Raw genomic sequence first — 13,077 nt, forward strand, 5'->3', positions numbered from 1 at the left:
GCTAAAATTTCAATTTATTCTATTCAAAAAGCGGCCTCATCGAAAAGATGAGACCGCTTTTTTATTCATTATCCAAGATTGGTCATTATCGGAGAAATCATTATTTTCCTTTCTTATAATTCTCCAATCCGGTCTGTAAGAATTCAATATACTTAGGAATATCTTCGTTATAAGCATACGACTTATTCAACGGTTTACCCTGATTGTCCAGCAATACATAGAAAGGCTGGGCATTAGCTCCGAATTTCACACGTTGCAGATAGCTCCATTTATCGCCGACAGTACGCAAAGTACGTTCTGTACCGTTTTCGATAATCTTCACAGGTTCAGTCAACGGAGTTTTATTATCTACATAAAGTGTAATCAATACGTAGTCGTTATTAATCAAATCACTCACTTTCGGGTCAGTCCATACCGCTGCTTCCATCTTACGGCAGTTTACGCAACCATATCCGGTAAAGTCGAGCATAACCGGTTTTCCGTTCAGACGGGCATATTCCATTCCTAAATCATAGTCATCGAATTTCGCGTGTACATCATTCTTATGCAGATTGAAATCTTGCGTCTGCATAGGCGGAGCAAATGCAGATACGGCTTTCAATGGTGCTCCCCACAAACCGGGAACCATATATACGGCAAATGCTAAAGAGATTAACGCCATAAAGAAGCGGGTTACTCCCACCTTATTATCATCGTCATCGTGCGGGAATTTGATCTTGCCCAACAGGTAGAATCCAAGCAAAGCAAAGATGACAATCCATAAAGCCAGGAATGTTTCGCGGTCAAGCAATCTCCAACCATAAGCCAAATCAGCAACTGACAAGAATTTAAGTGCAAATGCTAATTCGAGGAAACCCAGCGTAACCTTGATAACATTCATCCATCCGCCGGACTTTGGCATCGATTTCAGCCAAGACGGGAACAGGGCGAAGAGTGTAAACGGCAATGCCAAAGCGATGGCAAATCCTAACATACCGATTGCCGGAGCAACTACGCTTCCTGTTGTAGATACCTGTACCAGCAAGAAGCCGATAATCGGACCTGTACAAGAGAAAGATACCAATGAAAGCGTGAAAGCCATCAGGAAAATACTTAGCAATCCGGTCGTAGATTCAGCTTTGCTATCTACTGCATTTCCCCACTTCGACGGCAGCCTGATTTCAAACGCTCCAAAGAATGAAGCAGCAAAAATCACCAGCATCAGGAAGAAGAGAATGTTGAAAATAGCATTGGTAGATAAAGCGTTTAATGCACTGGCTCCGAAAATCAAAGTAATAGCCAAGCCCAATGCCACATAAATCACTACGATAGATGCACCGTATGTCCACGCATCACGAATTCCTTTCTTTTTGTCTTTACTACGTTTTAAGAAGAAACTGACTGTCATCGGAATAATCGGCCATACACAAGGGGTAAACAATGCCAATAATCCACCCAGAAAACCTGTTATGAATATATATATCCAGGACATGTCTTCCTGACCATGTTCTTCTCCTAAGGCTTGTAAATCACTGATTACCGGTTTCCAAAGATCACCCGATGCAACAGCAGGCTGAATATCCGTAGCAGCTTCGGTTGTAGTTGCAGGCACCAGTTCCATCATCGCAGAAGAATCTTTCGTAGCAGCAGGAACGGGTTCTTCTTTTTGCTTATCCGCTACCTTTTGCTCCGGTTGCTCTGTTTTTGTTGCAGCGGCATTTCCGGCTTTTGCTACTCCGGAATACTTAAACGGCACCTGAGTAGGAGGCAGACAACTCTCGTCATCACAAGCTCCATATTCCAGATAACCTTCGATTGCGTAAGCTCCACCCGTGAATTTTACTTTCTGCACAAACTTTGCTGTATTCTCGAAATAGCGTACCTTCATTTCGAACAATTTATCGAAAGTAGATACTTCTTTGCCTACAGGCTTCAGTTTGCCTACAAGCTCGACACCCGATTTATTATCAACATTGAATGTTGCGGAAATAGGGCCGCCATCTCCCAGATCGGTAGAATAAACATGCCAACCTTTATCCATGGTAGCTGTAAACACCACCTCTGCCTCCGTATCGGAGAGAGCTGTCAGCTCTGTTTTAAACTTTACCGGATCTTTGATCTGCGCTTGCAATGCATATACAACAAAGCTTAAAAGCAGGAAAGAAATTATTTTTCTCATCTTTATTTTTGGGGTTTATAATTCATAGTCTACGCACGCACGGCTCTCCTTCGTTTCAGCCAGAATCTTTCCGGCAGCTACGTGATCGGGATGTGTTGCGTAGAATCTAACATCTTCTAGTGTATCAAACTCACTGTAAAGCGCAATATTCCATGTTTCACCAGGATTCATATTCAATCCGACCTCCACTTTGCGAATTACAGAAATTTTAGCAGGAAGAGCTTCTATCGCTTCCTTGAATTTAGTCATGACTTCCAGTTTCCCTTCAGCAGGAACTTCGTCTTTTAACTTAAATAATACAATGTGTTTTACCATTACGTTGTTATTTTAATGAATTGTTTCTATATTTGTCTTGTTAATGCGTTTACCACATTAATAGTAATGCAAAAATACTCTATTTGGTTCAAATATACATTTAAAGAGATGTTAATTATAGGAATAGCAGGCGGAACGGGCTCCGGAAAGACCACCGTCGTACGGAAAATTATAGAAAGCCTCCCCGCAGGAGAAGTAGTACTCTTACCACAGGATTCATACTACAAAGACAGTAGTCATGTCCCGGTTGAAGAACGCCAGAATATCAATTTTGACCATCCGGATGCTTTTGAATGGAGTCTGCTATCCAAGCATGTCATGACGCTGAAAGAAGGGAAGAGTATCGAACAGCCCACCTATTCTTATCTCACATGCACGCGCCAGCCCGAAACCATTCATATCGAACCTCGTGAGGTGGTTATCATTGAAGGAATCCTTGCCTTATGTGATAAAAAGCTGCGCAATATGATGGACCTCAAAATATTTGTTGATGCCGATCCCGACGAACGCCTGATTCGTGTCATTCAGAGAGATGTCATTGAGCGCGGACGTACTGCCGAAGCTGTAATGGAACGCTATACACGGGTTTTAAAACCTATGCACCTGCAATTTATCGAACCTTGCAAACGATATGCCGACCTTATTGTACCGGAAGGAGGCAGTAATAGGGTAGCTATTGATATACTGACTATGTACATCAAGAAGCACCTTAAGAATTAAAAATTAAAAATTAAGAAATGAATGTCAAGACACTGAGTATTCCTTTATTTCTTATTCTATTTTGTTGTATGCTCGGATGCCGGAATAAGCATCATAACAAGATGGATGAGACAGCGCGTGATCTTCCACAAATAAAAGATAGTGGCGAACTCGTTGTATTGACATTATATAGCTCTACTTCCTATTTCATTTACCGGGGACAAGAAATGGGGTTCCAATATGAACTTAGTGAACAGTTTGCCAAAAGCCTGGGACTAAAACTTAGGATTGAAGTAGCCAACAGCGTCGACGAAATGATCCAAAAATTATTGGCAGGTGAAGGAGACATGATTGCCTATAATCTGCCAATCACCAAAGAGTGGAAAGACAGTCTTCTTTATTGTGGCGAAGATGTAATTACTCACCAGGTAATTGTTCAGCAAGGAAGAGGAAAACAGAAGCCGTTGAAAGATGTAACCGAACTGGTCGGAAAAGATATATACGTAAAACCAGGGAAATATTATGACCGCCTCGTCAATCTGAATAGTGAATTAGGAGGAGGTATCCGGATTCATGAAGTCACCAATGACAGTATCACTATTGAGGACTTGATTACGCAAGTAGCGCAAGGAAAAATTCTGTATACGGTGGCCGACAATGATTTAGCCAGACTTAATAAGACCTATTATCCCAATTTAAATATCGGCCTGTCCATCAGTTTCGATCAACGTTCTTCGTGGGCGGTACGAAAAGACAGCCCCGAGCTCGCAGCCGCTGCTACCCAATGGCATCAGGAAAACATGACTTCTCCTGCTTACACAGCGAGTATGAAACGTTATTTTGAGAATAGTAAAATGATGCCGCACTCTCCTATCCTCTCCTTAAAAGAAGGAAAGATATCTCATTATGACCATTTATTCAAGAAGTATTCCAAAGACATCGGCTGGGACTGGCGCATGCTTGCATCATTAGCGTATACAGAATCCAATTTTGACACTACCGCTGTATCTTGGGCAGGTGCCAAAGGACTCATGCAGTTAATGCCTGCCACAGCACGTGCAATGGGAGTACCTCCCGGCAAAGAGCAGAATCCGGAGGAAAGTGTGAAAGCGGCTATCAAATATATTACTGCCACCGACCGGAGTTTCAGCATGATTCCCGATAAGCAGGAACGGCTCAATTTTATCCTGGCATCTTACAATGCCGGTTTGGGACATATATATGACGCAATGGCACTAGCCGAAAAATACGGGAAAAACAAATTAGTATGGAAAGATAATGTAGAAAACTTCATCTTGCTTAAAAGCAATCAAGAATACTTCAACGATCCTGTCTGCAAAAACGGATATTTCCGTGGCATCGAGACTTACAATTTCGTTCGAGATATTATGTCGCGCTACGAATCCTACAAAAAGAAAATAAAAGCATGAGATAAAGTATTAAGTATTAGGTGTAATACCTAATACTTATTTCCTATAGGTCATCAGACTGATTACGACAATAGCCAATACAGATAATGGTAAGGCAAATAATATCGGGTCAATCACAGGGAAAGGATAAGTGGTAATCAACACATCCCGTCCGAATAACGCTTTACAGATACCTAATGCTTCAGATTCTTTCTGATGAAGAAACACAAGAGCAAACAGACTGCCGATTGTTCCCACCCAAAGACTTGCCATGACACCTTGTTTAGTAGCTTTCTTCCAATATAAAGCACAGAAATAGGCCGGAAGAAAAGCGGCTGCACAAATTCCCATAAAGATAGAAGTTCCGCGGGCTATAATATCATGAGGCAACATATAACAAATAATATAGCTGACCAGGATAGAGAATAATACGCCCAGACGGATCACATTGGTAAGTTTATTCCGTGAACGGGGTTTATAAGTTCCGTAAATATCAGAGCCTACCGAAGCACCCATCGTATGGAACTGCGAACTTAACGTAGACATACTGGCTGAAAGGATGCACAACATAAAGAGTGCGGCAAACCAGTCGGGCATCGCTTTATTAATAAAATATGGAATTATCTTATCAATATCCTGCACAACTTCGGTAGCAACCGCTCCTTCTGTTTTCAGGAAGAAAAGATTACTCAAGGCTCCAGCATGATAGATAGCCCCTACTGTTATAATCAGAAAGAAACAACCGATAAATACACCGCGGTTCAACTGCTTGCTACTCTCCACGGTCATAAAGCGAACCACTAACTGCGGCTGTGCAAGACAGCCGATTCCTACTCCTAAAATGAGAGAAGTTACCAGCGAATACCATTGTGGAGAACCTGTGATGGGCATTGCAGTCCATCCTTGATGTCCTAGCGCTTTAAACTTTTCCGGAACTAGCGGAGCAATGGCAGTCAATTCTTTATTAGCTTCGATAAAGTTCATATCAAGCACCTGATACAAAGAAAACAACAGAAATAACATACAGCCAAACATGATAACTCCTTGCAAAGCATCTGTATACATTACTCCTTTCATTCCCCCTGCTATGACATAAGCAGCAATAACCAAGGTAAATATCAATAAGGAAACATTGAAATCAATCTGAAAGATTTGTTCGATGAATACGGCTCCACCTTTCATTACAACCGCTGCATAAAGCGGCATTCCGATGAAAATAACAGCAGCAATAAATACCTGTATATTACGGGAACGGAAATGACGGCCTAATAATTGAGGGAAAGTACTCACATTCAACTTCGCCCCCATACGCCGGGTACGCAAACCGAAAAAGATAAAAGCTATAACCACCCCAACAAACATATTGAGGAAACAGAGCCACTGAATACCCATTCCAAAAGCAGCCGCCACTCCTCCAAAACCTACAATAGCAGATGCAGAAATAAACGTAGCACCATAAGAAAGTGCCATTACGATAGGATTCATCTGACGTCCGCCTACTAAATAATCACTGGTATTCGTTGTTTTCTTATATCCCAAAAAGCCGAGGTAGGCCAGTGACAGCAGATAAGCTACCACAATTAGTCCAAGAGTAAATGTATTCATCGGGTTTCGTCTTTTTCGTCGTCCTTATTCCAATATTTCAGCCCAAACCAGGCAGCAAAAATCACACATACCACCGAAAGCAGGTAAGGCAGAATAATAAAAGGGTCGTCTATTCCAAACATTTGCGTATCAGATTTTAATCAATTTGGACGCAAATGTAAGGAAATTATTGAAAAGACAAAACTTTTGTTTACTAATACTGATTATAATGTATCTTTTTCTCGTCAAATTTCTGTTTCGGGTTCTCTTTTGTAGCCGGATAGCCAAAAGGAATGACACAAAGCGGAAGAATATTATCGGGCAGGTTAGTATATTTACGCACTACTTGCATACGGTCTTCATAAGGATAGGCCGCTGTCCATACAGCACCCAATCCCAGACTTTCAGCAGCCAACAAAATATTCTGTGCTGCTGCAGAACAATCTAAATACCAATATGACGAGCGTACTGAATCTCCACAGACGATGATGGCGTTACGGGCCTGCGTCAGCATTTTGGCATAAGGAAGTGCTGCTGCCATTGAATCTAGTTTGGCACGATCAGATACTACCACAAATTCCCATGGACGGATATCCCTACCCGTAGGAGCAGCCATTCCGGCACGAAGCATAAAGTCGATTTTCTCTTTCTCTACTCCTTTATTCAGATAAGCACGCACACTTTTGCGCTCGAAAATATTATCCAACACAGCATTTCCGGTTCCGGATGTTCCTTTTTCTTCTTTTGCAGAAGAACAGGAGGTCATAGCAGTGACTGCTACAATCAGACATAAGAAAGAGAAAATCTTTTTCATTGTGACAATGTTTAAAACAGGTTCAACTTATTTTTCTGTGCTTCTTCCAACGAAACAGTTTCACGCTTCATCAGCCCACTCTTTTCACGGAGTGCTTCATATTCTGTTTCCAATTCATTCACCAGCTCGGCTTTTGCCTGCGGGTTGAGCAATTTGGAAGCGACACTTGCATTTTGGGAAGCATCTTTCAGGTGTACTACCGGAGCATGATAAACAGGAGCAATCTTTAATGCCGTATGCATCTTCGATGTAGTGGCTCCACCAATCAAAAGAGGAATATCCAAACCTGCTTTTTCAAGTTCAACAGCCACGTGAGCCATTTCTTCCAAAGATGGAGTAATCAGTCCACTCAACCCGATCATATCTACCTTTTCTTCAATAGCACGCTGAACGATGGTTTCTGCAGGAACCATTACTCCTAAATCTACAATATCATAACCATTGCAGGCCATCACTACAGCTACAATGTTTTTTCCGATGTCGTGCACATCCCCCTTTACAGTTGCCAGTAGCACTTTACCTGCCGAAGCACTTCCTTCCACTTTTTCCGATTCAATGATCGGTTGCAAGATAGCTACGGCTTTCTTCATGGTGCGGGCAGTCTTCACAACCTGGGGAAGAAACATCTTACCGGCACCAAACAGTTCACCAACATGGTTCATTCCATCCATCAGCGGTCCTTCAATTACATCGACAGCTTTATCATAAAGAGGCAATGCCTCTGCCAAGTCCTGTTCCAGAAAATCTCCAATTCCTTTCATCAAGGCATACTTCAAACGTTCCTGAACAGTTCCTTCTCTCCAGGCATCTTGCTTGACAGCCGGTTGTCCGGCAGTTTCGCTCATGTTTGCTTTCAGAGATTCCGCTAATTCGATAAGCCGTTCCGCCGCATCCAGACGACGGTTTAAGACAACATCTTCTATCTTTTCCAAGACATCAGCCGGAATATCAGTGTACAATACGGAAGTTCCCGGATTCACAATCCCCATGTCCATTCCTTGTTGGATGGCGTGATAAAGGAACACTGCATGCATGGCCTCACGGATATAATTGTTGCCACGGAAAGAGAAAGAGAGGTTGCTGACTCCTCCGCTGATGTGTGCACCAGGGAGATTTTTCTTTATCCAAGCGGTAGCTTCAATAAAATCTACAGCATAGTTATTATGTTCTTCAATCCCCGTAGCTACAGCAAGCACATTGGGGTCAAAAATAATATCGTGAGGATTAAAACCAATTTTGTCAACCAAAAGAAGGTAAGCCCGTTGGCAAACTTCGATTTTACGGGCGGCTGTATCTGCCTGTCCTTTCTCGTCGAACGCCATGACCACAGCAGCGGCTCCATATTGCCGGATGATTCGGGCATGTTCAAGGAAAACTTCCTCTCCCTCTTTCAAAGAAATAGAATTGACGATTGATTTGCCCTGAAGACACTTCAGTCCGGCTTCAATAACTTCCCATTTGGAAGAATCGATCATAATCGGAACACGGGCTATTTCCGGTTCGGACATGATAAGATTCAGGAAAATAGTCATCTCTGTCTTTGCCTCCAACAATCCATCGTCCATATTGACGTCAATCACTAAAGCACCGTCCTCCACTTGTTGGCGGGCGATAGAAAGGGCTTCATCATATTTCTTTTCATTGATGAGACGAAGGAACTTGCGCGAACCGGCTACGTTGCAACGTTCGCCGACATTCACAAAGTTTATTTCCGGCTTCACCTCCAACAGTTCAAGTCCGGAGAGCCACATACAATCCGGCGCAGAGGCAGGAACGTGTGGTTTAGCTCCTTCTACAAGGGCGGGATATTCAGCAATATAAGCATCTGTCGTACCACAACAGCCACCAATAATATTGATTAATCCTTCTTCAATATATTCTCTCACTTCATGAGCCATATCCGCAGGTGTCTGGTCATACTTACCCAGACTATTCGGTAACCCGGCATTCGGATAGGCACTAATATAATAAGGTGCACGGGATGCCAGCTGTTCCAGGAACGGCTTCAACTGACGGGCACCGAATGAGCAATTCAAACCGACTGAAAATATATTGGCATGTTGCACAGAAGCCAGAAATGCATCCAATGTTTGTCCGGACAATGTTCGTCCGCCAATATCAGACACTGTTACAGATAACATGATCGGCACTTCTATGCCTGTCATTTTCATGGCTTGTTCGGCAGCAAAAATTGCAGCTTTGGCATTTAGGGTATCAAAGATTGTCTCAATCAGAATGGCGTCTACCCCACCTTCGAGCATTGCTTCCATTTGTTGCTGATAGGATGCAGCCAGTTCGTCGTAACTCAAAGCACGATAAGCCGGGTTGTTCACGTCCGGGCTCATAGAGCAAGTCTTATTGGTTGGTCCCACAGAACCGGCTACAAAACGCGGTTTATCGGGATTCTTTGCAGTGTACTCGTCGGCAAGGTCACGGGCTAGTTTTACGGCTGCCAGATTCATCTCACGCACGTATTCTTCTACGTGATAATCAGCCATAGAAACTGTAGTCGAACTGAATGTATTGGTTTCGATGATATCCGCACCTGCTTCCAAGTATTTACGATGAATATCCTGAATCACGTCGGGACGTGTAAGACACAATAAGTCGTTATTCCCTTTCAACTGTCCGGGGATATGCGCAAACCGTTCACCACGAAAATCTTCTTCCTTGAGGTTATATTGTTGAATCATTGTACCCATTGCCCCATCCAGAATAAGGATGCGCTCGGATACGACTTGAGAAATTGTCTTTTTCATTACCCTATCACATTAATACCTAATTACCTACTCTGCCATCTTCTGCCAGACTCTTCGCAGTCCGGTGTTTATCTTATAGCGGTTTTACTTACCGCTTGAACATTCTTGCCATATCTCTACGGTCGTCTTTCTCCTTTATAGATTCTCGTTTATCGTATTCTTTCTTACCTTTCGCCAAAGCGACTACCAGTTTCGCCAAACCTTTTTCATTGATAAACAAGCGTACAGGAACAATCGTAAAGCCGGGATTTTTCATCTCCCGCTGAAGTTTCTCCAATTCTTTTTTACTAAGCAACAACTTCCTCTCTCTACGTGCCGTATGGTTATTGTACGATCCATAGAAATATTCGGCAATGTGCATATTCTTCACCCACAATTCGCCTTTCGTAAAATAGCAAAACGTATCTACCAGACTGGCTTTTCCCAAACGAATGGACTTTATTTCCGTACCGGTCAATACAATACCTGCTGTGTAGGTATCTATCAGCTCGTAATCAAACGTAGCCCGTTTATTCTTTATATTTACAGGAGGTTGTTTCATCTTTACTCATTAATTAAGTATAGCCGTCAGTCTATTAAACACGATCTGTATCACCGCCGGACATAGTATTAACAATACAGACGACAAAAGGGTGTATTTTAATCGTTGTTTTTCTTCTACTCCCATCAGTATAGGAACTCCCTCCCATACCACATAGACGATGTAGAACTGCAGCAACCAAGCAATAATTCTAAAATCAGGTAATAGTCCGGTTACTATCTGAAGCAGGAAAGACACAACCAATGCATATCCTGCAAACTGTTGTGTCAACGGCATATTGCTATGCATGCCAAACATTCTTGTTCCCATTTCATTGATGGCATAAGCTGCCAGAAAATAGCCACCGAACAAGGCTACAGCTACGGCGCAACAATTGGTCATAGCTATCTGGAAACTTTGCGGACCTCCCCATCCATTCGTCAATAACGAACCGATGAATACGGACAGACCGCATAAACCAATCATAGGATAGACAAAAGCCATATATACTTTTCGCCTATCCTCTTCCATAGAAATTTCCTCCCAGGCCTTGGCCGGAGAGGAAATCAATTTCATTGCTATGTTAAATAGTTCCTTGTAATTCAATGTTATTCTGTAAATGCATATTGATATTCAACCGAAGTTTCCCCATTCTCGTCTTTCAATTCATCTTTTGAGCTATTGGTTTCAGCTTTTAGCACCAAATATTGCGGCAATTTACCTGTTTTCTCTTTAAACTGATAAAGAGCTGAACTGATTGAATAAGCTCTATAAGCATATGTGAAGTTGGAACGAGTTACACTTTCCTCTCCATCCTCAACACGGTGACTAATATATAAATTCAACTTAGTAGCATTGCTTTCTATTTCATCAGGATTATAGGAAAGACAAAATGAATGTTTCTTTACTTCTGAATCTTCAACACTAGAGTTTGTAACTTTCACCCAATATGGCATTGTCAAAACAATCGTATTTTTATCATAATAAACTAAACTTGACTGTTGCTTATCCAATGAATAAAGAGGATTAGTAGGTTCCGTTTTTGTTTGAGTCAAAGTTTCATTACCTTTAGGGTCAATACAAAGCGGAGTAGATAGCAAAGTAACTGGTATACTAGTACTGTTTGCTGTCACCTGTGATTGGTCATATTGGCATGAAATTATAAACATAGTCCCATCCAATAAACCTAATTCTGTAGTTGGAACCAACTTAGTAGTTCCATCACCCATCAAAAATGATGAATAATTATACTTAACAGGAACAGTCATTGTAACATTGTGGTTATCATCTCCATTCATACAAGAAGTAACTGACATACCCATAACCACAGCCATCAAAGCCACCAAGAAAAATTTCACTTGTTTCATAAACATATTTTTTAGATTTTGCAAAGATATAAATTCTAATTCATAATTAATAAATGCAAGTACTTAAAAAATACTGCATCCGTTACTTTATTATTTTTGCAAAAAGTTCCAAATGTTCATCTACATAGCTTGCAATCAATGCTGTGACCTGTTCTTCCATTTCTAAATAGGCTTCTTCCAAGTCATCAAAAGCTTCATATTGCTCGTACATAGCCATAAATTCATCATCCGTCCGTTCCTTTTCCAAGTCTTTCCGGTTGGCATCAAAGATTTTCTTAGCCTTATAAACTAATTTCGAAAACTCTTCCGCTCCCCATAAACGCATCACTTTCGCAAACGGATTATCAAATATATAACCACCATAACCATTCTGAATCAATTGGCAAAATCCCCCCGCCATCACCTCATCACGAAAAATCTGATAAGCCAGCAAAGAATGTTGTTCCCCTGTCAGCAGAGGCATTGTTTCAGCGGTTAGTTCGCCACCGATAATCTCTTTATATTTATCTGTAAACGCCTGGATAAATTCATCCATTCCTTCACCCGCAGCCTTTTGCAAAGTAGATTCTACAACTTCGATCATAACTTTCTTATATAAATTATGCAGCAAAGCTACGAATTTTATTCTACATCCAGTAATAATCCTTCCACAATCTTACCTGTCTTAACTTCATTATCTATCCTCCACTGCCTTCACACGACGCATATCAACTCATTTACAGACACTTCCTGTGAACAAATTATATAAAACACGGTATTCACATCCTTCACAGAATATGTATTTCACAGTTTCACCACATAGTGAGAACCAATACTTGCTATATTAATAGAAACAGGCAAATAGCATATATATCCCGAATGGAAAGCAACTGTTTAATAACAGACGACTCCAGTTGGCTATCCAGTCAACTCCAGTCGGCTAATCAGACAACGATAGTTGTCTGAATGGCCGGCTATAGTCAGCCGACAAGAATATTGTAAGGTGATTTATGAATAGCCGGCTCTATTCAGGCTATTTATTATACATGTAATCGCATCCCCAAATAAACTCCTATTAAATAAGGTATAAGCCAAATGCACCAAACTACAATGCTGAAACGATTAAAATGTCTCTTTTCTATAGGCGTTCCCTTCACATAGGTCCATATCGCCCATAACGCATGTACAAACATCAGAAGAATAGCAATTGCCCCTGTCACCGTATGCATTTCGTCATGCAGATGAGTCAGTTCGGCAATATGCTCCATCAGGCTTGTACCCACCGTGTCGGCCAGCAACCCGAGAAGAAAGAAAATGATATGCCAAAACTTTAATTTCCTTTGAAGACGTTCTCCCCAAACACCTATCGTATAAAACACAAGCGCAGATGAAATAACGCAAATTGCCGCTATTAAATAATGTATATCTATCTGATTCAGTTCCATAAATTTTCTTTTTCTAATAACAACAAAG

The 13,077-nt window shown here is 41.5% G+C and carries 13 protein-coding genes; 2 read left to right on the forward strand and 11 right to left on the reverse strand.

The features are described 5' to 3' along the window. Positions 1-100: 100 nt before the first annotated feature. Positions 101-2,158 (reverse strand): protein-disulfide reductase DsbD family protein, encoded by a 2,058-nt coding sequence (locus KQP79_RS11395; protein WP_009000895.1) that lies wholly within the window; start codon positions 2,156-2,158, stop codon positions 101-103. A gap of 15 nt (positions 2,159-2,173) precedes the next feature. Beyond that, complete coding sequence (locus tag KQP79_RS11400) at positions 2,174-2,473, reverse strand: Dabb family protein (RefSeq protein WP_008774925.1); 300 nt, start codon at positions 2,471-2,473, stop codon at positions 2,174-2,176. Positions 2,474-2,581: 108 nt separating this feature from the next. On the opposite strand from KQP79_RS11400, the gene udk reads away from it, so the two are divergent. Further along, positions 2,582-3,193: a uridine kinase gene (udk, locus tag KQP79_RS11405; protein ID WP_008648370.1), complete on the forward strand. Its 612-nt coding sequence runs from the start codon at positions 2,582-2,584 to the stop codon at positions 3,191-3,193. A gap of 17 nt (positions 3,194-3,210) precedes the next feature. Beyond that, positions 3,211-4,602, forward strand: a complete 1,392-nt coding sequence (locus KQP79_RS11410) for a transglycosylase SLT domain-containing protein (RefSeq protein ID WP_004305959.1) — start codon at positions 3,211-3,213, stop codon at positions 4,600-4,602. A 36-nt stretch (positions 4,603-4,638) separates the two neighbouring features. On the opposite strand, the gene KQP79_RS11415 is transcribed toward KQP79_RS11410, so the two are convergent. From KQP79_RS11415 to KQP79_RS11455, 9 genes are all read right to left on the reverse strand, one after another. Beyond that, complete coding sequence (locus tag KQP79_RS11415; protein ID WP_004296930.1) at positions 4,639-6,186, reverse strand: sodium:solute symporter family protein; 1,548 nt, start codon at positions 6,184-6,186, stop codon at positions 4,639-4,641. Continuing rightward, on the reverse strand, positions 6,183-6,308 hold the full coding sequence (locus KQP79_RS11420; RefSeq protein ID WP_004296931.1) for a symporter small accessory protein: 126 nt from the start codon (positions 6,306-6,308) through the stop codon (positions 6,183-6,185). The genes KQP79_RS11415 and KQP79_RS11420 overlap by 4 nt, the downstream gene beginning before the upstream one ends. Before the next feature lie 71 nt (positions 6,309-6,379). Next, positions 6,380-6,979 carry a nitroreductase family protein gene (locus tag KQP79_RS11425; RefSeq protein ID WP_004310800.1) on the reverse strand — a complete coding sequence of 200 codons (600 nt, stop codon included), beginning with the start codon at positions 6,977-6,979 and terminating at the stop codon, positions 6,380-6,382. Positions 6,980-6,990: 11 nt separating this feature from the next. After that, positions 6,991-9,738 (reverse strand): methionine synthase, encoded by a 2,748-nt coding sequence (metH, locus tag KQP79_RS11430; protein ID WP_074706082.1) that lies wholly within the window; start codon positions 9,736-9,738, stop codon positions 6,991-6,993. Positions 9,739-9,826: 88 nt separating this feature from the next. Continuing rightward, positions 9,827-10,279, reverse strand: coding sequence for an SsrA-binding protein (gene smpB / locus KQP79_RS11435; RefSeq protein WP_004310798.1), 453 nt, complete (start codon positions 10,277-10,279; stop codon positions 9,827-9,829). A 9-nt stretch (positions 10,280-10,288) separates the two neighbouring features. Further along, complete coding sequence (locus KQP79_RS11440; protein ID WP_151936715.1) at positions 10,289-10,834, reverse strand: Yip1 family protein; 546 nt, start codon at positions 10,832-10,834, stop codon at positions 10,289-10,291. 32 nt (positions 10,835-10,866) lie between these two features. Next, entirely contained in the window at positions 10,867-11,625 is a 759-nt protein-coding gene (locus KQP79_RS11445; RefSeq protein ID WP_061448558.1) for a hypothetical protein, read from the reverse strand. Between the two features lie 82 nt (positions 11,626-11,707). Further along, positions 11,708-12,208, reverse strand: coding sequence for a DMP19 family protein (locus KQP79_RS11450; RefSeq protein ID WP_008643253.1), 501 nt, complete (start codon positions 12,206-12,208; stop codon positions 11,708-11,710). Positions 12,209-12,644: 436 nt separating this feature from the next. Continuing rightward, the gene (locus tag KQP79_RS11455; protein WP_008643251.1) at positions 12,645-13,049 is read right to left on the reverse strand and encodes an HsmA family protein; all 405 of its coding nucleotides are present in this window, start codon (positions 13,047-13,049) and stop codon (positions 12,645-12,647) included. Positions 13,050-13,077 lie beyond the last annotated feature (28 nt).

The organism is Bacteroides sp. DH3716P, assembly GCF_025914115.1.
Lineage (GTDB): Bacteria > Bacteroidota > Bacteroidia > Bacteroidales > Bacteroidaceae > Bacteroides > Bacteroides ovatus.

Excerpts from the sequence above, each read along its gene's own strand:
- KQP79_RS11395 (WP_009000895.1), bottom strand. The coding sequence starts at position 2,158 with ATGAGAAAAATAATTTCTTTCCTGCTTTTAAGCTTTGTTGTATATGCA.
- KQP79_RS11400 (WP_008774925.1), bottom strand. The coding sequence starts at position 2,473 with ATGGTAAAACACATTGTATTATTTAAGTTAAAAGACGAAGTTCCTGCT.
- udk (WP_008648370.1), top strand. The coding sequence starts at position 2,582 with ATGTTAATTATAGGAATAGCAGGCGGAACGGGCTCCGGAAAGACCACC.
- KQP79_RS11410 (WP_004305959.1), top strand. The coding sequence starts at position 3,211 with ATGAATGTCAAGACACTGAGTATTCCTTTATTTCTTATTCTATTTTGT.
- KQP79_RS11415 (WP_004296930.1), bottom strand. The coding sequence starts at position 6,186 with ATGAATACATTTACTCTTGGACTAATTGTGGTAGCTTATCTGCTGTCA.
- KQP79_RS11420 (WP_004296931.1), bottom strand. The coding sequence starts at position 6,308 with ATGTTTGGAATAGACGACCCTTTTATTATTCTGCCTTACCTGCTTTCG.
- KQP79_RS11425 (WP_004310800.1), bottom strand. The coding sequence starts at position 6,979 with ATGAAAAAGATTTTCTCTTTCTTATGTCTGATTGTAGCAGTCACTGCT.
- metH (WP_074706082.1), bottom strand. The coding sequence starts at position 9,738 with ATGAAAAAGACAATTTCTCAAGTCGTATCCGAGCGCATCCTTATTCTG.
- smpB (WP_004310798.1), bottom strand. The coding sequence starts at position 10,279 with ATGAAACAACCTCCTGTAAATATAAAGAATAAACGGGCTACGTTTGAT.
- KQP79_RS11440 (WP_151936715.1), bottom strand. The coding sequence starts at position 10,834 with ATGAAATTGATTTCCTCTCCGGCCAAGGCCTGGGAGGAAATTTCTATG.
- KQP79_RS11445 (WP_061448558.1), bottom strand. The coding sequence starts at position 11,625 with ATGAAACAAGTGAAATTTTTCTTGGTGGCTTTGATGGCTGTGGTTATG.
- KQP79_RS11450 (WP_008643253.1), bottom strand. The coding sequence starts at position 12,208 with ATGATCGAAGTTGTAGAATCTACTTTGCAAAAGGCTGCGGGTGAAGGA.
- KQP79_RS11455 (WP_008643251.1), bottom strand. The coding sequence starts at position 13,049 with ATGGAACTGAATCAGATAGATATACATTATTTAATAGCGGCAATTTGC.